Below are 20,993 nucleotides of genomic sequence, written 5' to 3' on the forward strand. Positions count from 1 at the left end.
CCAAGTTAAAAAAGAGTCTTGGGTGGTTTAATGATTGGTTATGAGGAGAGTAATCTATGCCCTAGTTAGCGTTGTGGTAGTGATTGTTGCCATATCCTTAATGCAGTTTCACGTATCTCATGGGCCTGTGATGAATAATAGCAATGCCGTCTCCGCATTACTTAATGGTGTTCCTAGGCCTACAGTGTGTATTGTCGGCTCCCTGAGTAACCCATACGTAGCGAGTATCGCCAAGGGCCTGGGCATGGTTAATGTGCCCTTTACCGTGGAGTCTTGGCTTCCGGGCAATGCCTCGTGCAGCATGGTTGTTATTGAGGATGACTTGCTAAGCCTGAATAGTAGTTATTATAGGCGTGAGGTGATCAATTACTTAGGGCGTGGTATACCCGTTGAAGTTGTTGGCTCCAACGCAGGTAATGCATTACTGAATTTAATAGGTAATTTTATCAGCGAAAGAGCTACCGTGGTTATTGGTGAGCCCGGCCCCCCCAACAAAACCGTTATACCTGAGTTACCGAGTGGTATCACCGCGGTAATGGTTACAATGATACCATCAAAGAACGCCAGCAGATTTGTGACGGGTTGGGACATTTTTGAGGGATTACCATCAAACAACTTAACATATGCGGTGCTGAGGGGGGGCTGGAGGGATTATGATAGTATGCTGACGGACATGAATAATAAGCTTTATGCCCCAGTACCAACCCTAACGCTTGGGGGGGTCCCAAGGATTAAGTTTCAATCAAGCGCGACGTCAACCACAGTATTCATTCAAGGATTCACGTACGTGGGCTACGTGGGTTGGTACTCATCAAGTACCTACGATTGGTATGGTGAATTGGCTGGTGAGCAGTGGGCCATGGTTAAGTTCTACTATGCATACCAGCAATCCCCCCCTGGTCCGTACTGGTGGTTCCTAAACCTAATACAGCATGAAGTGGAGGGTTTCTCAACGAGTGATCCCAGCCTTGGTTTTATACCATGCTACGCAGGTGAGGGCGTTAATGCATATTCCAATACCTACCCCCCCGGCCAGGTATTTTGGAGCGCCGCACCGACAGGTTCATCATCCAGTCAGCAAACAATATCATACACACTTAGTGCTGGTCCATCCGGCGTCTATGTGCAAGTGTCCGAGACTGTTACCCAGGGAACCATTGGTTGGGGCTACTCAGGCAATCCAAGTCTCGGTCAAGATAAATGGACTTGGAACTTCAATAATCCAGAGATTGGTTATACGTATGTCGTGATACCCAGCGACATATTCATGCTTGACCCAAGCAAGCCTGGTGGTTATCCACCGCTTTATGAAACTATAAACTTCACGTCAACCTTCGGCAACTTCCTGGGCTGTTTCAATAGTCCATCGCCAATAACGGTTACAGTTGATGTATTTACCAATCAGGTAACGGTGGTTAGTTCAAGTACATAGCGCATGGTGGCGCTGCGTCATTGCATGGTATTAAAAATTGTTTTTATTTTCTATTCCCCCCCATTAAAACCACCGAAGTATTGTTTATTAAGGCGAACACTCGACGTAGCCTGTGCCCGCTGGTGAGTCTATTTTCCTCACGCTTCTTGAGGTTAGTATCCTGGTGCTACTGGCTGACTTAGCGGGTGGTGTCCTCGCTAGGTATGGCTTTCCAAGGGTCGTTGCCGAGCTCCTCATTGGGCTTACCCTAAGCCCATACGCCCTGGGCTCCATATTGAACGCGGTACTCCACATGGGGGGGTTATTCACGATTAATGACTACCTATTATTCCTGACTAACCTCTCGGTGATACTGCTATTATTTGCCTCGGGCCTTGAGCATGGTCTATCCACGCTTAGGGAGGGTGGTGTCTATGGCATGTTAGCCGCAGTATTCGGCGCCATAGTCCCTTATACCCTGGTGTACTGGGCCTTAGTGAGTATGGGTTTGCCGTTTGTGGAATCAACAATCATTGCCCTATCAACGGCGCCCACAAGCCTGGCGGTCGTTGCTGGGATCATTGAGCGTGAGGGCTTGACTGGGTTACCCAGTACTAAGGTTTTGATTACGGCTGCCTCCATTGATGATGTCGTTGCCCTAATACTCCTGTCCATGGTTACTGCAGTGATAGCGCCGGCGTTTTTACATACGGCACCCTAATCACGGCCGTAAAGATCGTGGCCCTCTGGGTCCTGATATTCCTACTCTCCGTATTATTCATACCGAGGATCCTAGATAGGGTTGGTGAGGAGATCATTGTGTATGCATCCCTGGTGGTTCTCTTTGGTATCGTTCTCATAATGACGACCATGGGCTTCTCCGAGGTCATTGCCGCGTTCATAGCCGGCGTGGCTGTTGCCGAGAGCAGGTTCTCGCAGAGGGTTAGGGAGACCGTGAACGTGCTGCTCGCCATATTCGGTTCAATATTCTTCATAGTCATGGGCCTCCAGCTAAATTTTAGGTATGTACTTAACGTCGAGGTTTTGGTAATGGCTATCGTGGTCTCTATCGTGCAATCATGGGTAAGGTCATTGGTATATACCCATTCGCCTACCTGAGGCTTCGTGATAGCCGTGACTCAATAATCGTTAGTTACGGCATGATACCCAGGGGGGGGTGAGATGGGCCTTGTAGTCGCATCCATTGGATTGAGCAGTGGGCTTATTACCATGGGTGACTTCGGAGTTATAATACTCATGGTGTTGATAACCACGATAATAGGCGCCGTAGCCTATAGGCGGGAGGCCTGCAGGTTCAGGTCAGTGAGGGCGCGCTAAACCCCCTAATCACCGCATACTCATATAAAGCCCTCAATGCATTGGCCGCGGTCTCCAACCTATCATAAGTGGGCACGCCGCCCTCCTCAAGCCTTGCCTTAAAGGCCCTGGCATCCTCATTGGCGCTAATTCCGTAGACGACTATCGGCTTATCGAACCTCCCCCCCGCCTCAATTATGTAATCCGCCAGCTTAGGCGTCATGCCAGGTAACTGCATTTGGGCTAGTACCAATGCCATGTCCACGTAGTTCGTTGGTAGTACCGTGTCTAGTACGAACTCGTACATGGCATCCGTGGCGCTACCCGTCAAGTCAATGGGGGGGTTAGCCGTACTTGCGAAGGGAGGTAATGACCTAGAGAGTGTGTTGCGAACCTCCTGCGGCAGTTCAGGAACAACCAACCCAACGGACTCCACATTATCAACGGCCTGAACACCAGCCCCCACCACTATCCGTGACTATCAACACCCTGTTGCCCCTCGGTAATGGCTGCGTGGCTAATGCCTTGGCGACCTCAAGCGCATCCACTAGGTTATTAACCTCTATTGCACCCGCCTGCCTTAGCATTGCCCTGTAGATCTCGTAATTACCCGCCAGCAGCCGTGTGAGACTTAACGGCCCTACCGGAGGACTTCGACCTGCCCGCCTTATAAACAACCACAGGCTTTTTCCTGGTCACGTTCCTTATGACCTCAAGGAGTCTCCTGCCCTCTCCTGGGTATTTCAATCCCTCAATATACATAACGATAACCCTCACATCCTCATTACCTGCCAGGGCCTCGAGCAACTCCACCTCACTAATGTCCAGCTTATTTCCGTAGTTCACGGCTAACCCAACCCCCCCAATATTCCTCCTGGCTGCCCAATCAAGGATTGCGGCGGCGACGGCACCACTCTGGCTTATGAGGGCTATTGGCCCCCCCGGCTAGGTCTCTCCATCCTATCCTGCGGTATAAAGAACGTGTCAAGACCATTAAATGCATTATAAACACCGATGCAGTTAGGACCGAGCACCCTAACCCTGCTCTGGGCTGCATTCTTAACCTCCCTCTCGAGTTTCGCCCCATCCTCACCGGTTTCGCTGAATCCGCCACTAATTATTACGGCTACCCTAACGCCCTTCGCCACGCACTCATTAATTATCCTTGTCACGGTGGGTGCCGGAGTAACTATTACGGCTAGGTCAACCTCATCGGGAACCTCAAGCACGGACCTGTAGACCCTATGGCCCAGTAACTCCGTGTAGCTTGGGTTGACTAGGTAGACCCTGCCCCGGAACTTGGTGAGTAGGTTCCTGGTTATCACACCGCCAACGCTTCCCTCCCTTGCCGTGGCGCCTATCACTGCTATTGACCTGGGATTGAATAGGTAGTTAAGGCCCTCACTCACGGCTTATGAATGTGGGCTGGGCTTATTACGTATTACTCATCTGCATGGGCGCTATATATACGGGGAACCAGTCCTCCCTAATAATCACTATGTTGTTGTATGTGTAGACGTACTTCAGGGCGAGGTTTAGGTAGAGGAGCGTTGGTAGTGATGTTGTTGGTGTTGCATTGCAGTAGTACCAAGTACCCAATGGCTTCAGTGTGCCGTTTATAGAGGATATGTTTATTGCGAAGTACGTGGGACCACCCGGCAATACCGGTATTGGCTCACTGAAATTGCACCTAACCTCACCAATCACTTGCCCAAGGGAGACCAGGTTGAAGCCCGTGATGTTCGTACTCCCCCCCATCGGGGGGGCCATCTGGAATACGTAGACTCCAAGGATTGGTATCGAGAGGTTCGTTATTAACGGTACCGCGTATACAATGCCCGAGTCCTGGGTTGTTAATTGAAAGAGCTCCCTCTTAACCACGTCATAGACTAGGACCGTGGCGTTGAATCCATAGGCGACCCCCGACTTGGTTAGGTCTGCCAAGTCCCCCCCTGGGTAGCCGGTCACGCTTAGCCCTGGGGCTATGATTACGGTGTTATTAAGCCCCCCCTGGTAAATCATCACTAGGAAGTATGAGCCGCTGGGTATTTTGCCGCTTATTGTTATGTTCGTGCCAGTCCTGGGTATGTAGATGCTTAGTTCCGTTATTGGGAAGTTGAAGTTGTTTGTGCCTACTATCACGAGCAGGTTATTTCCGAAGCCTAGGTATGCGTTTGCGGTCAGGTTTAGGTAACCAGTCACCGTGGTTAGTGGCGACGGTATTGAGAGTATGAGGGAGAGGGATGCCATGAATCCCACGAGTATTATCAAGCCACCAAGGGCGTAGGCCGGTATACCCCCCTAGCCATAACCTCAGGTTAATGAATCAATTTGCAGTTATAAAATTACTTCCTCATCAAGAGTTCGCGAACATGCTCTCCCCCCCCTCTCATTAACGAAGCCTACCCTAATCACGTTATCGGCTATCGTCTCCAACGCATCAACATGTGATGTTATTATGACAGTCCTAACACCATTACTAAGGCTCCTAATCCAATCACCAACCCTACGCCTATGCTCCTCGTCCAGGTGCTCCGTGGCTCATCAAGTATTAGTACTGGTATTAAGCCCATGACCACCCTGGCGATCGCGTACCTAAGCATTAGGGAGACTAGGTTCCTCTCACCTATGGATAGCGCCTCAACGGGTAGTGAGACTCCGTCGTTCCTCTTGATCACGACATCGTATTCGTCATTGACCTCCATGGACGCGTATGAGGCCTTATGCATTAATTCCTTCATCATTACATTCAATTCCTCATTAACTGAATCAAGGAATATCTTCCTAACCACGGGCTTAACGTCATCAAGAACCTGCTGAAGCCTACTGAGCATGTCAGAGACACCAACATACTTACCTAACTCGTTCCTTACCCTGCCAACCTCCGACTCCCTACCCGCTAACTCGCCCCCCCCTCAACTTCTCAATCCTATCCCCTAAGCGCGTTGATCCTACCCCCCCCTCAACTCCCCCCCCAACCTCCCCTCATCAACGAATCCCTCTTTGCACCCAACTCCTTAATCCTAGCCCTAATACCCCTCAAGCTCCTTAATCCTCCCCCCCCTCCAACTCCCCTAAGCCTACCCTCAACCCTCAACTTCTCACTACGTATACCCAACAACCTAGTCTCACCATCCTTAATCCTCCCCCCCTCAAGCTCATCAGCACTCGCCAACTTACCCCCCCTCAACTCGGCAAGTTCAACCTTAGCCCTACCCCAACTCCTCAAGCTCCCTATTCAGTCTACTTAATTCATCTTCCACCTCCTTCAACTCCCTCCTCAATGTCTCCTCATCATAACCATCCAACCTAGATAACTCCTCAAGCAGTGAGTCCCTCCTTCTGCGTAAGTCCTCGAGGGACGCCTTAACTACGACCTCCTTACTCAACTCACCCTCGATACTCCTCAACTCGTTCTCTAACCTATCCAGTTCCACGGCCTCACCACTAAGCCTACTCAACCTACTCATTAACTCCTCCCTCCTCCTCATCAACTCCCTCAACCTAACCTCCCTACTCACCACAAGCTCCTGAGCCAACTCCCTATCCAATGGCCTACCACACAACGGGCACCTCTCGACAGAGCCACCCCCCCTCAGCAGGCTTAATTCCGTCTCTACGTGCTCAATCTCCGCATTAACCCGGGCAAGCTCCTCCCTAACGCTGTTGATCTCCACATCCATAGACGCCTTCCTAGCTAACCCCCCCTTCCTCAGCTCCTCCGCCCTCGCCTTTAGCCCATTAATCCTGTCAAGCTCATCATTTAACTTCCTAATACTATCATCGATACTCCCCCCCCAACTCCCTCCTAATCTCCCCCCCAGCCCTCTGCCTATAGCCCCCCCGGGCAAGTGCCAGCCTCGCCTTAACATCATCCCTCCTACTCATTAACTCCTCAAGCCTAGTCCTCAACTCATCCTCCCTGGATATCACGGACTCAAGCTCAAGGACCCTAGTCCTCAACCGACCCAGTTGGTTTAGTGTATTCCTCAACGTGTTAATTTCATTCACGACCCTACCCTCCTCCTCACTAAGCATTGAGAGCCTCTGCCTCAACTCTGCATACTCACCCTCAAGTCTCTCCAACTCCTCCTCACTACTCATTAACCTACTCAACTCCTCCTCAACGGCCTTAAGCTCGTCCTCCCTCTCGCTCAGAGCCTTCTCAGCGATGGAGACTTCACCATCCAACCTGGTTAATTCCTCCCTTCTACTCCTCAATTCACGTTCAAGAACCTCAAGCCTACCCCTAAGCCCCCCCTCGGTAATGCTGGTCACGGCCCTAAGCCCCTCCCTAACCACGTCCTGCCTGGCCCTCTCAATGGCGTCTAGCTTGAGTAGGGTGTCCAACCTGAACTCGCCTTTCCTGCCGCTCCTGAGTATCTCCCTAATCTCTCCCTGCCTCACGTAGAGGAGTTCCGAGAATGTGTCGAGGTCGATGCCCGTGGTTTTAACCACGAATTGCGTGACCTCCCTATCCCTAGCCGCAACCCTCTTACCGACATCATCGAGGACGTAGGTCTGCGACTCGAGGGTCTTCTCGGTACTGAAGGCCCTCTGTACCAGGTACTTACGCCCATCAATCCCCACGTACTCTAGGCGAATAATGGCGCTGGAGGCGCCGCGCCTCACGAGGTCACCAAGCCTATACTTACCCCCCCTAACCCACTCAGAGCCGTAAAGGGCTATTGCAATTGCTTCGAGTATGCTCGTCTTACCGGAGCCGTTAGGTCCATGTATGAAGTTAATGCCCTCAGTGATTACGGCCCTACCCCCCCTAATTATTGACCTAAAATTCTCAATCTCAATCCTGGTTATCATGATTTAACACCCAACCAATCGGTGATTGATTTACTACCCCCCCTGAGTGGCACGCCGACCAGGTTCTCCAGGGTCTTCAGGGCACCATCCTCATCATCAGCCCTAACCCTCTCGATGATATCCATGACAGCGCTCACCAACTCATCATTGCCCAGCCTCGACTTAAGGGCCTGCCTAATTATCTCATTAATACCACCAAAAACCCTAATCGACCTCTCACCCTCACCAACCCGCCTCTCCAGGCTTAGCCTAACGTCGACCCAAGCCCTACTGAAGAGCTTCCTAAGCTCATTGGCGTTGAAGTCCCTCGTGGAGTAGCCGCCGGCTACCCTGCCCTCAATCTCAAGGATGATCAACGAACCCCCTCTGATCCATGTTACTGGCTATGTACGACACGTCACCCTTAACAACGCTGGGCTTAGCCTCCTCATACCTAATCCTCACCCTCGCCAATCTCCTGGAAACCCCAAGCCTAACATCGCTGACCCTAACGCCATTACCACCAACATCAAGTAGTAGAAAGCTTCGGGTCGACATCCTTAACCTTCCTTAGTTTTCCGTTGGCGTACTCATAAACCTCGAATTCCCTGGCATCCCAAACCTCGAGGGAGCCTGAATAAACAGCGTTAATCCTCGGGTGCTTAAGCCCATGCTCGTGTATGTGCCCCCCCACGGCGAAGTAATCAATGCCCAACTGAGCCAGTGGCTTTTCATTAATCATGAAGACATCCACGTTAGGCATTGGGTATATGTACGGCGCGCCCTCGATGTATTGGTGAATAACGGCTATGTTAATGCCGTTGCCCCCCCTCAGGGCATTTAGTGAATTAACTAATTTGTTCTGCATGTCCGTATACACCGTGCCAACACCGATCAGCCTAACACCGCCCAGATCCACGTAGCCATTATCCAAGTACTGAATCAAACCCATCTGATGGAGCACGGCAAGTGGGTTCTCGATTGGGTTTATGACGGATGAGTCGTGATTACCCCCTAATGACTATGACCCTGATACCAACCTCCCTAAGCCTTGTTAACCCCCTAATCGCCGTTATGTATATGCTGGGCGACGGCCTCTGGGTGTCGAAGAAGTCCCCCCCGCTAATGATCACCGTGTCCAACCCCCCCTCTCCTCCCTGAGCCGTACCAGCTCATCGACGGCGTTCAGGAATGCCCTGTTATAATCCTCAAGCCTCTCCTCTAGTCCGTACTGTCGATGGCCCAGGTGTACGTCGGCTAATTGCGCAATTAGCATTCTAACCAACCTTCAGTAATCCATCCTTAATTGCTTTTGCTGTCAGTGCTATTACGTGTGGGCATGGCTCATACGTAGAGCCACACACCTCGCAGCTCCAGGTATTCTCGCCAAGCCTCACCTCAACGTGAACATCACCAACCCTGCCGCTGAGGACTCCCGTGTCCATACTCACATCACTAACCTCACTAATTAATGGGGGGGCCGCCTCAAGCACGCTCCTTGCACTAACCCTGGTGCTCAGGGCTTTCTCGACCTTATCCCTCAACTCCTCAATACCTAGGTTGACCTGGGTGTTCCATGCCTTGCTTAGGTCTATGTCTGAGCCGCCGTAATCAAGCACCCTATCCCTAAGCCTAATCACCAGCGGTAGCGGTGTTATTGGGCCTACGACTATTCCCTCACCAACGTCAAGCATAGGTATTAACCTGCCCAGCTCCTCATTAAGCACCTCACTGGCGCTGAGTACGGCCATTACGTCCCTCTGATTAACAAGCCTCAGTATTATCTGACTATTGCACTGACTGAGCACGTCCGGGTCAACCTTAGACGGCCTCTGGGTTATCACGACTAGGTAGACGCCGAACTTACGCCCCTCACCAGCTATCCTAGAGATAACGCCCAGGCTCAGTGTTGACTTAACGGCCCTGGGCTGGGCGAACCTATGGGCCTCCTCGAGAATGACAACCACGGGGGGGAATGGGTACCTAGGCCCTGGCAAGTTCCTCACGTAATTAACCCTAGCCCTAAACACCCTACTCAGTACGTGGTACACAACGTGGTCCTGAACCTCGTCACTTAAGCCTGCGAGGTTAATGATGGTTACCGAGCCAGGCCTCAGGACCTTATCAAGTGGTAATGACCAGTGCGTGTAAAGCCCAATCCTCCTGAGTCTCCTTAAATAAACCCTGGTGCTAACAAGTAGTGCCTTCTTGGTCTTACTATCTATTAAGTCCTCGAGTTCCTTCAACACCTTCTCCGCCTTCCTCCTACCCTCATCATTAAGCGATGCATTGAGCTTCTTAAGTATCCTATCAATGCTCGTGTTTGTTCCATACTCAAGAATCTCATTAATGACCTTAATCATTGAGTCCAGGGTACCCAATTGCCTAGCACCGCTGTACTTAACGATGGTCCTGATGAGGGTATGAACCAGGTATATGACGTACCTAATCTTGGAGGCACCCCCCCTCGGAACACCTGCGACGTCCGCCAGGACCTCCGGCTGAACCTTCATCGTGTTTATCCTATACCTCAAGTCGCCGGTGCCGACCTCGGATGCCGTTATCACGATGACCTTATCGAGGAATTGAGGACCAAGCCTTGAGATGCTGCTCTTTATGTGTACGTATTCACCGTGTGGGTCTATGACGAGCACCGTGGCGCCCTTCTTCAGTAGTTCCTCAATGAGTATTACTGAGGACCACGTCTTCCCGGAGCCCGTGGATGCTATTATGGCCAGGTGCCTCCTGAGGCCATTCATGTCTATGCAATAGGGTACGCCGGACCTAAGGGAAAGCCTGCCAATGCATAGGGCCCTCTCTGGGTCTACCCTCACGAATTCGCTGACCATGCCTGTGTCGGCTAGGTACACAGGCGTGCCCACGGCAGGTGTTGTCCTCGGCATGTATATCTTATCGCCGTACTTATAACCGAGCACCATTACCCTGGCCTGGACAACCTCGACAATGCTGTCTCTGGGCATGTTGTCCAGGACATCGGCTACATAACCATCAGCACCAACTATAGGTTCGCGCCTTATCCATAGTACCTGGCCGAGCACGTTGACGTTGACTTCCTTATCATCAACGTAGTCCCTCATGGGTATGTATACGTAGTCATAACGGTTAATGCCGCTGTTTCTCTTTATGGAAATCACGTACACTAACGGACTTTCCACATTGACGATAAACCCAACCTCATTAGTCATGACTAGGCAGGAAACCCACGATGCACTGGGTATTTAACATGTTGCTGACAGGCCTTGAGTAGGCCTAGGCAAAACTTTCACTCTCAGTGTTGATTCCACCAGGACCTAGCCATACACTGTAAATACATCGGTACTGCATTAATGATTCTGAAACTAGATGTGGTAGTAAAATAACTTGATGAGCGCGAGTGTGATGGCGTCTCTATCATTATTCCTTATGGCACTATAAAGCCCGGCAAATAACCTACTAATTATGGGTAATCCCCCCCTCATGCGTATACCAACCATTGCCATAGCCCTAGCAGCCACGTAATTGCCATTAATCAAGGCGTTCAGGACCAGGATGAGGAGGGCGTGCGAACGCAGTGGTGCAATGGCCTGAACCAAAGCCCCCCCAGCGCTAACGCTTTCCTCAACGGCTAGGCACGCCAGCCTACACAGTGAATTTCCACCACATGCACTATCACAGTGGTCAGTGTAAACACCCAACGCCCTCTTCAGGCTGGCATAAACGTGGCATCTACGTACTCCCTCACCGCACTCACCAACTCCTCAGCCCTCGGCCTACCAACACTCGTTACCCCCCCAAGCCAATTTAGGAATAGTCTAGCGGCCGCGTAGGTAAAGACGTCCTTCACCATCGACTGTGCAACCCCCCCATCATTACCTCACTGGCCTTGGCGCCATCATTAGTCATGCCCAAGTAAGCCGCGTATTCGATTGCTAAACGAGTGAGTGTGGTAGATTCAGTAAATGCAGGCCCTAGCTTCTCCACGGCCAGCCCATAAACCTCCTCAAACTTCTTACCTGCATTGATAAATTCGTTAATATCCTCAGAAGCCCTAATCAATCTGACCCTAGCGATTAAGCTAGATGCCATGATAAAGCCCCCACCAATCTCCAATCCTCTCACTGATGCCTCTGGACTTCTCAAGGTACTTCAGGCATCATCGAGCCAATCCTTATCCACACTAATCTTACCCATGGCGATGTAAAGCCTCACCAACTCCCAATCCACTAGGTACTCAAGGGTGTCCCTAAAGCCTTGGTGCTTAGACGCCTTAGGAAGTCCATGAGGCCCTCATTACTGATCTCCACGCTTCCCCTCATCCCCCCCTCAACCTTACTGATAAGCCCACCCAATCTATCCGCTGGGTCAACACCGCAGTGAGGACCAGCCTCGGTGAGCTTTAGGTGAACGTGGGCCTTAACAAGCGTACTAAGTACCTCACTGTTCAACCCACCTATTGCACCTAGGATGCTCCTAAAGACCTTGCATCTGTTTGTCCTCACCCTGAGGGTATTTGCCATAGCCATTAGTAGGAATGCCCTGCCCCCCCAATTACTGAGGTTTCTACGAATCTTCCATAGGCCATCCACATACTGAGCCAACTCACGTAATGCGCCTTCCTGATCCACAACCGCACTGACGTTATGGAGTAATGCAGCCCAATCGTCAAGCGATGAACTCCTCAAACTGATCAACAACCTAACCAACCTAGTTAATGAGCTTGGCCGCTGAATGAGGCGTACCACCCAATTAGCGATTCTGAGAGCCTTAGTCCCAAGTTCATTATTAGCCCTGTAACCATTAAGGCCCACCTTCACGGCGTATGCCGTAAGCACTACTAAACCAAGTGCGTAAAGCCCCTCGGCGAGACCTAGACCCCCTATTCCTCTCCCTACCATCCTCGATAACCCTTATGAACTCACCTAAGTCCCTCTCAACATCGCCGCTCCTACCCTCAGCCAATGCATCAAGTACGGGGGGGCTAGTATACCCCATGACAGGCCCAACCAGCAGTATCTCAGTGAGTGGTGTTATCTCATTATTTACCATCAGTAGTTTCAATGCCATGCATTCATTAACCCTACCGGCATCGCTTAGGAACTCTACGGCCGGTCTGACCAGCGGCATCAAGTCATTGGCCGTGCCCCCCCAAGGTCCCTAATCGCGTAGCACCCCCCCACACAATGCCGAGTAGTAGCACCAACGTACCCCAGCATTTATCGTCCAATCCAGCAAACTCCCTCCTCACCTCACCCCCCCGTAATACCCAACTATGTACTTAATGGCATCATCCCTAGTGCTTATTCCGAGGTTGACTGTGCCGTGGTTAATCCACGGCCTCAGCACATCCCTCAGGTGTTCGTAGTCCTCGGTAATTCCGCCCATTAATGTGTTGACAATAAGCGTTAGCGCCCTTTCAGTGATTTCATCATGCCTAGCGGCTAGCCAATTGATGACTTCCTCATTCAATAATACCCGCCCACCTGATATCCAGTGGGTAAGCCTGCCCATGAAGTATGGAGTCATCACATAATAACCAGGCCCAGCGCCACCTCTGCCCTTAAATAACTCCCTAATGATTAGAGCCATGGCCAGTACCTTAACAACATCGCCGCCCCATACATTAAGGTAATCGTTAATTTTGCGAATTACTTGCTCTAGATCGGCATCACGAGCATCCTTGGGCATAACTTAAATACCAGTGGGGGGGGATTTTAAAAATTATTGAATCATTTGTAAATCATTTTTGTATACTTTCACAATAAAATTGAAAAATAACGAGAAAACAGGGATTGAAGGGTAGGCAGCCACGCAATTAAAGGCCTTGGTAAGGTGCCAGTGAATAGTAATAAGGTTAGCGCGTATACAATATACGTGAACAGGTGGGGTACATTACGACTTAGGTGCCTGAGGTGTGGCTACTTGGGACCTAGTGATGGTCCGCTATGTCCCAGGTGTGGCTTTCCGTTAATTGTTGAGCCTAGGGGTGTCCTTAGGATTGATAGGGAGAAGCCGAGCATCCTTAGGTACGCGTCTGTGCTGAACTATGGTGACAAGGCTGTAACCCTCGGTGAGGGCCTTACGAGGATTAGGAGGGTCAATGGGGGGGTTATGATTAAGGATGAGTCCAGGAACCCAACGGGCTCCTTCATGGACAGGGGGGGTTCCTCGGTTCTAATTAGTAATGTGAGCGGTGAGGTTAAGGTTTTGTTTGAGGAGGACTTCACGTTGTCAATAGCCACCTACGCTAACGCGGCCGGCATTGGCATTAGGGTCTATGTGAATCCCGACCACGTGGGTGCCTATGCGGAGCTCCTTAGGTTATCTACCATGAGTAACGTTACCATCGAGTTTAGTGAGGGCGGGCATAGGGTTGACATAATTTATGGCGAGCCCCCTATTCCTTGATGGTGTTAAGACCATTGCCTACGAGCTTTATGAGCAAGTTGGTGAGGTTGAGGGCGTGGTGCTACCCATGGAGAGGGGTTACCTGGCCCTCGCGATTTATGAGGGCTTTAGGGAATTACGTGAGTGGGGGGGCTCATTAGTGAATTACCGAGGCTAATACTCGTTAAGCATAGGGCTGGTCAAATGACGGAAATCAGTGATTGGCTTGTCAAGGCCGCTGGGGGGGCTAGGGTTGTTGATGTGGGTGATGAGGAGACCATAAGGTCAATGATCGAGTTGGCGAGGGGGGGTGGTATGTACGTCAAGCCCGTGTCCGCCATGGCCTATGCCGTGGCCTCAACGCTTGGTAGGGATTACGTGGCCGTTATAACGGGTACGGGGGGGATCAAGGAGTACAGGGTTGGTAGGGAACTCGGTGGCCTAACGAAGCTTCAGGAGGCCATACTCGGGGGGGTTTTGGAGGGTTCGAGGCCGCTGACGGCTTATGAAGTTTGGGAGAGGCTGGGTGGCACGGCCACTATTCAGGGGGGGATTTATAAGGCCTTGAATTCATTGGTCAGGCGGGGGGGTCTTGTTACTGTTGATTATGAGGTTTATGGTAATAGGAAGGTTAGGGTTTTTCGTGCATTATCGAATTATAAATAATTAAGGATAATTATTAATAATGAACAAGAAGTTCGCGTGTTTTATGGTGGATAAAAATTATAAATAATAGTTTATATAGAAAGTAGTGATTAGAAATGATGATTGAGAAGTTACCATCGACCTATGCCTCGATACTTAATGCACTTGTTGAGTTATATATGATGTCTAAAAAGCCGGTTAAGTCCAGGGATATTGCCGAGAAACTCAGTATTAATGAGGGAACTGTCAGGAACTCAATGGTCGCCCTGAGGGCCATGGGCTACATAGAGTCTAAGACCGGGCCCTACGGTGGTTATGTACCGACCCAAAAGGCCCTTGAGTATGTTAAGATGCCTACGAATACCGTGTTTGCCCTGGACATTGCCCCCCCCATATCAATTAATAAGTTACCCACGAACCTATACGTGACGGGTATTGAACTCCTTGACGTAATTAACCCGTTCAGTAATAGGGCGCTTGTGAGGGTTATTGGTGATATGAAGAATATTAGGATTGGTGATAATGTTAGGATTGGCCTACGGCGAATAGTAGGGTGATTATTGAGGGTGTGATTACGGAGAAGAATGAGGGGGGGTTGAGGGAGTTAGTGGTCGCCATTAATAAGTTGATAGCCATACCAAAGGTTAAGGTTGAGGCGTTGATGAGTAAGAACGTGATAACCATAAGGCATGACTCATCACTCAAGGATGCGGCGAAGATCTTCGCCGAGAGGAAGATTAGGGCATTACCCGTAATTGACGATGAAGGTAGGATTGTTGGTTTAATAACAACCAGCGAAGTATCCAAGGCTTACTACGAGGGTGACCTAAATGCCAGGATTGAGGATTACATGAGGAGGGATGTACCGACAGTTGATAAGGAGGCTGATATTTACGACGCCATGAGATTAATGACCGTTAACAAGATAGGTAGGTTAATAGTGGTTAGCGGCGGTAAGCCCGTGGGCATAATAACCAGGACGGACATACTGCAGTACCTGGCATCACTTGATTAAGTATTTAAAACGCAACACTCGTTGACAAGTATTAAGTCAGTCCACCTCTGTGACATTTGCGAGGAGAAACCTGCAGTGATTAGGTGCAGGGTTTGCGGCAGGTATGTGTGTAGTGACGACTTTGATCACTCAATTAACGCATGTAAGGCCTGCTCAGCAACCCTGTGCCAGGTATGCCGTGAGAGACTCGCCATTGGGCATTGCGCCAGGTGCGGTAGGTTGGTTTGTAGGAGGGATAGTGTTAGGGTCGGCCTTAGTAGGTACTGCATTGATTGTGCCAGGGAGTTGGGTTTAGTCAGTGAGGTTAAGAATAAATAAGGGGTTCACGCAGTGACTAGGTTGATGAGCGAGAATAAGCCGAGTGAGGGTAAGCCCGCGAGGAAGCTTTTGATACCGAGCTTCCTAACGCCGAGCGGAATCAAGCCTGAGGAGAAGAGGGAGAGGCGTGAGAGGAGGTTGAGGATTAGGCGTAGGGGTGACGTGGATGAGGGTAAGGCTAAGATGAACCCTGAAACAATGAGGGAATTGGAGATCAGTGGCAAGGTGGAGATTGTATTGGTCGGTGGTGGCTCTAGGGAAAGAAAGTACATATTCGCAGTAATACCTAGTGAGGATGTACCAAAGAACGAGGTTTGGTGCAATGAGGAGGAAATGAAGAAACTAGGTGTTGCGGATAACAGCATTGCAACCGTTAGAGCCCCAAGGGAGGGCGAAGCTGAGCAATAGGTAGTATAAGCTGTTAACACAACCCTACACTTTATGCATAAGTACCCCCAGCGCCAATATAGCCAGTACTTCATCCAACACCCTCATTGAGAATCTAAGTAACTCATCCCTACTCATCGTGAACTTAGGCGTCCTATAAACAAACACCCTATCAGCAATACCCCTATAACGCCCTAACACGAACTTGTTTATGAAACGTTCAATCCTTTCATCCCTAACTACGGCTATGCATAGGGTCGCAGTACGGCATGCCCTGAGGAACTCGAAGGCGAAGTCCAAGTCATCATCAAATACACCAAATTGCTTAAAGGCCCTCCGCTTACTCCCAGATGTGCACCTAAACCTTATGCCGAGTGAATCGTAAACCTGGCCAAGCTCATTACAAACACCACCACCTTCGATCCAGAACACGATCCTAATAGGCTGTGAGGAGACTGAGGAAATATAAAAACCCAACTACGTGAAATAGTGCCATTAAGTGATACGCATTAACCATAGCATGGCATAGTAATTATTAATCCATAAATAAGGCATTAGTGGCCCATTATTAATGGGCAGCATCGACGTTGAGATGCAAAACCAAGGCCGAAGTAGGGCACCGGGCACCCACGGCGCCAACTCGTAAATAGGCACGAGGAAATTGTTATTAGGACCTTTGCCTACTTCCGGTTTAGGACATGCCATGTTTAAGGGTTACTTAATTGGCAGTGCTGTGGTTGTTACGGGCATTGATGATGCCAGGAGACTCTACTCAATGGGCTTCTTTGGTAAGTTCATTAATGAGGATAAGGTTAAGCTGAATGAGGTTAATAACGTGAATACACCACTCCAATTATCAATTATCGAGGCCCTGTACCTGATGGATAAGGGCCTCCTGGAGATCTTTGATGAGGATGGCAATAAGCTAACGAGGGATGACTTGGTTAGGGTTGGGCGGAGCACAGTGGTTAACTTCGACCAAGTATACACAATATATAAGGAGCTGAGAGATGGGGGGGCTTCGTTGTAAAGAGCGGGCTTAAGTTTGGTTCGTTATTCGCAGTTTACGAGAGGGGGGGCCTGGCATCGACCACGCACCAGTCCTACTGCACTTCATAGAGCCTAGGAGAGCCGTGAGCGCCCTGGACATAACGAGGCTGCTAGGCTTAGCCACAGTGTGAATAAGAGGTTTGTCCTGGCAACGCAGAGTGAGGTTGATAGTAAGATACACTATGTGGCCTTTGAATGGTGGAGGGCATAGTACTCTCCCTCATTAGCTCCTACACTACGCCGAGTTAATTGAATAATCAGTAATATTGCGATTAGAACCAAGGCAATCATCAGCGCAATGCCGTAGTAACCAATCACTGGCGCTTCGACAACGCACACTGCATTAATCGGCACTAGCAATTCCTGGGTTACTCCATAGGCATTCGTCACGCCACTTAATTCCTGAACACCACATTTAATAACGACTTGCGTGAAGGGCTCGGGTAGACCAAGGACATCCCTAACGCTGAACTCCCTATACTCTGCGTTAAGCACTGCCGTGCCATTCACGCCGCTTATGATCAACGGAGTCCTCAACTCGTAGGTGATACCATTAACACTCACGTTAGTTACCTCCTCACCATACCTAACCCACCCCCCCAGGTATACCGTGCCGACGTAAGCCCCATTAATGGTGTATAGGATTAACGAGGCGTTGTACTCCCTGATCCAGTTAACGGTGACGGTCACGGGTCTATCCATGAGTAGGATAAGCGTATTGTTCGTGATGACGTAGCGCGTGGCGTTTGTGGTGAAGCCAGTGAATGCAAGTCTTGTTTCGTTACCTAGGTAAATAATTGTTTTGGGTACGGTAATGTTGACTATACTATCCTCATTATACCAACCACTTAGGTTCGTGAGTTGGTTTGACGGGTCAACAACGTTTAACCTGTAATACTTAATCCATAAGTAGTTAACCACATATGACTGGTTCATTACCAATGTCAACCCTGTGGAATTAATATACTCATTATTAATGAGTAGACCGGCTAACCTAAGTAACGTGTTGTTCCCAAGGTAAACACCCCGCGGGATCGTTATGACTACCCTGGAATTAACGGGTAGCGGTAACTCAATGGAGGCAATGTTCTGGTTATTGAGTAGGTAGCCATTGATTATGAGAAATGCTAGGTAATCAGCGTTGATCAAGGGCCCTATATACTCACTGCCAGTTGTCACCTCCACGGTACCTGGGGGCGATGGCGTAAGCCTGGCATTAACCACGGTCTCACCGGTATCACTACCCATGCTCCAGGCACTCGGTACCGGCAGCAAATCGCCGCTGGGCCCCTTGTAATAAAGGGACAGCAGCGCATTTAGTTCATTAACCCTCACCATCGCCCCGTAACCCGGGCCCCCCAATCACGAACTCGGCATCAATTAGGTAACCCAGTGGTGAGTACTCTGAGCCGTTCACGACTAGGTACGGGCCCCCCCACGATGGGGGGGTCACTAGGAATGTGACATTATCAACAAGCGTATTGACGCCGCCCATTGAGTAGCCAATGAGTACCTGGGGGGGAAAGCCATTAACGGTCTTGTTCGTTATTATTGTCAAGTTCACGGCTAAGGGCATTTCATAAGGTGTCCAGTTACCCATGTATGCGTAGACCTCGTTATTCATTACCGAACCGCGCCCAACGATGAATAGCGGATCCATGAATAACTCAGCACTACTCATGTTCCAAACATTAACAAGTGGCGCCATTAAGCCATAGGTAGGGTCAATAATTAGGACATTCTGAACCCAGTAATACTGGGTTTGATTATTAACCACCATCTCAAGCACGGCATTCAACTGTAGTGAGAAGGAGCCCGGCGGCATTGAGAAATAGTTAGTTAGTGACTGAACGCCAATGCTCAGTATCCTCGCCTCACCAAGGAACTCATTGGTTATGTATGAATACGGTATGTAACCCACCTGCGAGGGCATCAACCCATAATCAACAATACCAATTGGCGCATTCGTAATTGGCGTTGAGTAATTGCGGGCCATCACGAGCATTACCCGGGCCATCGCTGAGCCATTGTTAATAACAACGATGTAATACTCATCACTGGGTAATTCGATGGTGGCATTGAGTTCCTGCCCATAATAAGCAAATAATGGCTTAACCGTAGCCCCCCCAGACTTCAACTCGCTGAAACCCTGACTACTCAGTACAAGCAATAGTACATCGGCGTTCGATGTTAGGTATAACCCCCCCATTGGCCCGGGGCCATACGCGCTCACTGAGTAGTACGTGCCTGGGGCTATCATCATTAAGTACGTGCCTGAGCCAATCACGTGGTTGTAAATCACGGCGTAATTAATTGGGTATGTGTAAATCCCGTAATTATTGATTAATGGGCTTACCTGGTACGTGGTACCGTTGGGTAGTGCCACGAGTATTGCCAGTAACGTTAATGGGTCCAGCACGTGAGTTGGTTGTCAAGGTCACTTAAAAGGGTGTCTAACTAATGGAATAGCTTAATAGGGTGGGGGGGTATTAACCATTGGGATAAATGGAACTGAGCAATAAACTTGCATTGATTGGTGCCGTAAGATCACTGGGGCGGCTCGCTTCTGTGGTCGTTCACTGGATTCGCCCTATTCCAATACTACAAACTACCCCTCACTCTGGTCTCCCTATTCTACGTGGCCCAGGCCGTGGTTAGCTCAATAGCCTTCATAATCGGTGGTTACCTAGCAGACTTCCTCGGTAGGGTCCGGACAATGGTCATTTCGGCGGTGTCATCATCAATAGCCCTAATCATCGCCTACGCAATTAATAAGCCACTCATTGTCGTTTTAATGGTACTCACCCAGTCATTCTTCAACAACGCCTATGGTGTAGCCAATACGTCAATCGTCGGCGACTACGCTAGGGGGGGATTCACGTCACTTGTTAAGTACTTCAGCAGGCTTAGGGTGGGGGGGGTTAATGCCGGGTGGGCGGTGGGACCAGCCATTGGTGGTCTACTCTATGAGATCTATGGCTTTAGAATGCTCATGCTCCTCGGTTCGTAATACCACTGGCGGCATTACCACTATTAATGACTCTGCCAGAGCCTAACTACACGGTTGAGGCTGGGTTGACATTCCACGTGAACAGGGCATTCGCGATGTTTCTAATACCGTCCTTCCTAACATTCCTGGTAATGGGCCAATTAGGCTTTCCGCTACTAACATTCTATAACATGCATGACGGCCTAACCACCTTCCAGGTTGGTCTGCTGTACATGGAGAATGGATTACTGGTGGTCTTCCTCCAGGACTTTATTGGCAGGTACTTAAGGAGACCGAGCTTGATATCGCTTGGTATGGTTATTTACGGCGTGAGTTACCTGGCCGTGGCCTTCATACCGGGCTTTACCTGGGCCGTGTTGGACATGTTCTTCATAACGCTTGCCGAGATGGTTGTCTCGCCGCTATCGCAGAGCATAGCCAATGCCCTGGCGGACCCAAGGTCCAGGGGGGGTAGGTACATGGGCCTATACTCACTTATTACCGGCCTGGGCAGGACCATGGCATCATCGATCTCCGGCGTGCTCCTGACCTACGCAATCAAGCAACCACTTGCGCTGTGGGGGGGCTTTGTATTCGCGGTGGCCATATCATCATCGGGCCTTTACTCAATCATCATTAAGGATGCCCTGGTGATTTCCCGGAGGGCGTAACACTCA

General features: G+C 50.0%; 28 protein-coding genes and 4 pseudogenes. 12 read left to right on the forward strand and 20 right to left on the reverse strand.

Annotated elements, in window-relative coordinates; all coding sequences use genetic code 11:
* Positions 1–40 precede the first annotated feature (40 nt).
* The 3 genes and pseudogenes from JCM11216_RS00140 to JCM11216_RS14255 all read left to right on the forward strand — a co-directional run bounded on the left by JCM11216_RS00140 (position 41) and on the right by JCM11216_RS14255 (position 2,749).
* Positions 41–1,432: a hypothetical protein gene (locus JCM11216_RS00140; RefSeq protein WP_054852928.1), complete on the forward strand. Its 1,392-nt coding sequence runs from the start codon at positions 41–43 to the stop codon at positions 1,430–1,432.
* Between the two features lie 163 nt (positions 1,433–1,595).
* A pseudogene (locus tag JCM11216_RS00145) lies at positions 1,596–2,530 on the forward strand (cation:proton antiporter).
* Positions 2,531–2,593: 63 nt separating this feature from the next.
* Positions 2,594–2,749: a hypothetical protein gene (locus tag JCM11216_RS14255; RefSeq protein ID WP_243674512.1), complete on the forward strand. Its 156-nt coding sequence runs from the start codon at positions 2,594–2,596 to the stop codon at positions 2,747–2,749.
* On the opposite strand, the pseudogene JCM11216_RS00150 reads toward JCM11216_RS14255, so the two are convergent.
* From JCM11216_RS00150 to JCM11216_RS00210, 17 genes and pseudogenes are all read right to left on the reverse strand, one after another.
* Positions 2,727–4,137 (reverse strand): annotated as a pseudogene (locus tag JCM11216_RS00150) (CoA-binding protein). The gene JCM11216_RS14255 and the pseudogene JCM11216_RS00150 sit on opposite strands and share 23 nt — an antisense overlap.
* Positions 4,138–4,162: 25 nt before the next feature.
* Entirely contained in the window at positions 4,163–4,999 is an 837-nt protein-coding gene (locus JCM11216_RS00155; RefSeq protein ID WP_243674514.1) for a hypothetical protein, read from the reverse strand.
* Between the two features lie 185 nt (positions 5,000–5,184).
* Entirely contained in the window at positions 5,185–5,562 is a 378-nt protein-coding gene (locus JCM11216_RS00160) for a hypothetical protein (protein ID WP_054852929.1), read from the reverse strand.
* Positions 5,563–5,690: 128 nt separating this feature from the next.
* Positions 5,691–5,957 (reverse strand): hypothetical protein, encoded by a 267-nt coding sequence (locus tag JCM11216_RS00165; protein WP_054852930.1) that lies wholly within the window; start codon positions 5,955–5,957, stop codon positions 5,691–5,693.
* Complete coding sequence (locus tag JCM11216_RS00170; protein ID WP_054852931.1) at positions 5,941–6,579, reverse strand: hypothetical protein; 639 nt, start codon at positions 6,577–6,579, stop codon at positions 5,941–5,943. Before JCM11216_RS00170 ends, JCM11216_RS00165 begins: the two co-directional genes overlap by 17 nt.
* Positions 6,509–7,549, reverse strand: a complete 1,041-nt coding sequence (locus JCM11216_RS00175) for an SMC family ATPase (protein ID WP_054852932.1) — start codon at positions 7,547–7,549, stop codon at positions 6,509–6,511. The genes JCM11216_RS00170 and JCM11216_RS00175 overlap by 71 nt, the downstream gene beginning before the upstream one ends.
* Positions 7,546–7,905 carry a hypothetical protein gene (locus JCM11216_RS14260; protein WP_243674516.1) on the reverse strand — a complete coding sequence of 120 codons (360 nt, stop codon included), beginning with the start codon at positions 7,903–7,905 and terminating at the stop codon, positions 7,546–7,548. The genes JCM11216_RS00175 and JCM11216_RS14260 overlap by 4 nt, the downstream gene beginning before the upstream one ends.
* Positions 7,892–8,086, reverse strand: a complete 195-nt coding sequence (locus JCM11216_RS14265) for a hypothetical protein (protein WP_243674518.1) — start codon at positions 8,084–8,086, stop codon at positions 7,892–7,894. The genes JCM11216_RS14260 and JCM11216_RS14265 overlap by 14 nt, the downstream gene beginning before the upstream one ends.
* Positions 8,058–8,492, reverse strand: a complete 435-nt coding sequence (locus JCM11216_RS14270; RefSeq protein ID WP_243674519.1) for a hypothetical protein — start codon at positions 8,490–8,492, stop codon at positions 8,058–8,060. The genes JCM11216_RS14265 and JCM11216_RS14270 overlap by 29 nt, the downstream gene beginning before the upstream one ends.
* A 165-nt stretch (positions 8,493–8,657) precedes the next feature.
* Positions 8,658–8,813: a hypothetical protein gene (locus JCM11216_RS14275; RefSeq protein ID WP_243674521.1), complete on the reverse strand. Its 156-nt coding sequence runs from the start codon at positions 8,811–8,813 to the stop codon at positions 8,658–8,660.
* A complete protein-coding gene (locus tag JCM11216_RS00185; RefSeq protein WP_054852933.1) occupies positions 8,806–10,734 on the reverse strand; it encodes an ATP-binding protein in 1,929 nt (642 codons plus the stop codon). The genes JCM11216_RS14275 and JCM11216_RS00185 overlap by 8 nt, the downstream gene beginning before the upstream one ends.
* Before the next feature lie 153 nt (positions 10,735–10,887).
* Positions 10,888–11,223 (reverse strand): hypothetical protein, encoded by a 336-nt coding sequence (locus tag JCM11216_RS00190; protein WP_054852934.1) that lies wholly within the window; start codon positions 11,221–11,223, stop codon positions 10,888–10,890.
* An 8-nt stretch (positions 11,224–11,231) separates the two neighbouring features.
* The gene (locus JCM11216_RS14280) at positions 11,232–11,375 is read right to left on the reverse strand and encodes a hypothetical protein (protein WP_243674523.1); all 144 of its coding nucleotides are present in this window, start codon (positions 11,373–11,375) and stop codon (positions 11,232–11,234) included.
* Entirely contained in the window at positions 11,369–11,614 is a 246-nt protein-coding gene (locus tag JCM11216_RS00195) for a hypothetical protein (RefSeq protein WP_243674524.1), read from the reverse strand. Before JCM11216_RS00195 ends, JCM11216_RS14280 begins: the two co-directional genes overlap by 7 nt.
* A 137-nt stretch (positions 11,615–11,751) precedes the next feature.
* Positions 11,752–12,423, reverse strand: a complete 672-nt coding sequence (locus tag JCM11216_RS00200; RefSeq protein ID WP_243674526.1) for a hypothetical protein — start codon at positions 12,421–12,423, stop codon at positions 11,752–11,754.
* Positions 12,326–12,655 carry a hypothetical protein gene (locus JCM11216_RS00205; protein WP_054852937.1) on the reverse strand — a complete coding sequence of 110 codons (330 nt, stop codon included), beginning with the start codon at positions 12,653–12,655 and terminating at the stop codon, positions 12,326–12,328. Before JCM11216_RS00205 ends, JCM11216_RS00200 begins: the two co-directional genes overlap by 98 nt.
* A 114-nt stretch (positions 12,656–12,769) precedes the next feature.
* On the reverse strand, positions 12,770–13,213 hold the full coding sequence (locus JCM11216_RS00210) for a hypothetical protein (protein WP_054852938.1): 444 nt from the start codon (positions 13,211–13,213) through the stop codon (positions 12,770–12,772).
* 150 nt (positions 13,214–13,363) lie between these two features.
* Between JCM11216_RS00210 and JCM11216_RS14285 the strand changes: the two genes are divergently transcribed.
* The 7 genes from JCM11216_RS14285 to JCM11216_RS00230 all read left to right on the forward strand — a co-directional run bounded on the left by JCM11216_RS14285 (position 13,364) and on the right by JCM11216_RS00230 (position 16,298).
* Entirely contained in the window at positions 13,364–13,933 is a 570-nt protein-coding gene (locus JCM11216_RS14285) for a hypothetical protein (protein WP_243674528.1), read from the forward strand.
* Entirely contained in the window at positions 13,911–14,090 is a 180-nt protein-coding gene (locus tag JCM11216_RS14290) for a hypothetical protein (RefSeq protein ID WP_243674530.1), read from the forward strand. Before JCM11216_RS14285 ends, JCM11216_RS14290 begins: the two co-directional genes overlap by 23 nt.
* A complete protein-coding gene (locus JCM11216_RS14295; RefSeq protein ID WP_243674533.1) occupies positions 14,057–14,578 on the forward strand; it encodes a hypothetical protein in 522 nt (173 codons plus the stop codon). Before JCM11216_RS14290 ends, JCM11216_RS14295 begins: the two co-directional genes overlap by 34 nt.
* A 95-nt stretch (positions 14,579–14,673) precedes the next feature.
* Positions 14,674–15,114: an Rrf2 family transcriptional regulator gene (locus JCM11216_RS14300; protein WP_243674535.1), complete on the forward strand. Its 441-nt coding sequence runs from the start codon at positions 14,674–14,676 to the stop codon at positions 15,112–15,114.
* Complete coding sequence (locus JCM11216_RS14305) at positions 15,111–15,572, forward strand: CBS domain-containing protein (protein WP_243674537.1); 462 nt, start codon at positions 15,111–15,113, stop codon at positions 15,570–15,572. The genes JCM11216_RS14300 and JCM11216_RS14305 overlap by 4 nt, the downstream gene beginning before the upstream one ends.
* Before the next feature lie 75 nt (positions 15,573–15,647).
* Entirely contained in the window at positions 15,648–15,890 is a 243-nt protein-coding gene (locus tag JCM11216_RS00225) for a hypothetical protein (RefSeq protein ID WP_243674539.1), read from the forward strand.
* Positions 15,891–15,914: 24 nt separating this feature from the next.
* Positions 15,915–16,298 (forward strand): hypothetical protein, encoded by a 384-nt coding sequence (locus tag JCM11216_RS00230; RefSeq protein ID WP_054853128.1) that lies wholly within the window; start codon positions 15,915–15,917, stop codon positions 16,296–16,298.
* Positions 16,299–16,322: 24 nt separating this feature from the next.
* Here JCM11216_RS00230 and JCM11216_RS00235 read toward each other — a convergent pair whose 3' ends face one another.
* Positions 16,323–16,709 carry a hypothetical protein gene (locus JCM11216_RS00235; RefSeq protein WP_054852940.1) on the reverse strand — a complete coding sequence of 129 codons (387 nt, stop codon included), beginning with the start codon at positions 16,707–16,709 and terminating at the stop codon, positions 16,323–16,325.
* Between the two features lie 271 nt (positions 16,710–16,980).
* Here JCM11216_RS00235 and endA point away from each other — a divergent pair.
* Positions 16,981–17,538 (forward strand): annotated as a pseudogene (gene endA / locus JCM11216_RS00245) (tRNA-intron lyase).
* Here endA and JCM11216_RS14310 read toward each other — a convergent pair.
* Both JCM11216_RS14310 and JCM11216_RS14315 read right to left on the reverse strand, forming a co-directional pair.
* Entirely contained in the window at positions 17,508–18,665 is a 1,158-nt protein-coding gene (locus tag JCM11216_RS14310; protein WP_243674541.1) for a thermopsin family protease, read from the reverse strand. The pseudogene endA and the gene JCM11216_RS14310 overlap by 31 nt on opposite strands.
* The gene (locus JCM11216_RS14315; RefSeq protein WP_243674543.1) at positions 18,652–19,746 is read right to left on the reverse strand and encodes a thermopsin family protease; all 1,095 of its coding nucleotides are present in this window, start codon (positions 19,744–19,746) and stop codon (positions 18,652–18,654) included. Before JCM11216_RS14315 ends, JCM11216_RS14310 begins: the two co-directional genes overlap by 14 nt.
* A 201-nt stretch (positions 19,747–19,947) precedes the next feature.
* Between JCM11216_RS14315 and JCM11216_RS00255 the strand changes: the two are divergent.
* Positions 19,948–20,987, forward strand: a pseudogene (locus JCM11216_RS00255) (MFS transporter).
* The last annotated feature ends 6 nt before the right edge of the window (positions 20,988–20,993 follow it).

The sequence above is a fragment of the Vulcanisaeta distributa JCM 11216 genome, from assembly GCF_001315985.1.
In the GTDB taxonomy this organism is placed as follows: Archaea; Thermoproteota; Thermoprotei; order Thermoproteales; family Thermocladiaceae; genus Vulcanisaeta; species Vulcanisaeta distributa_E.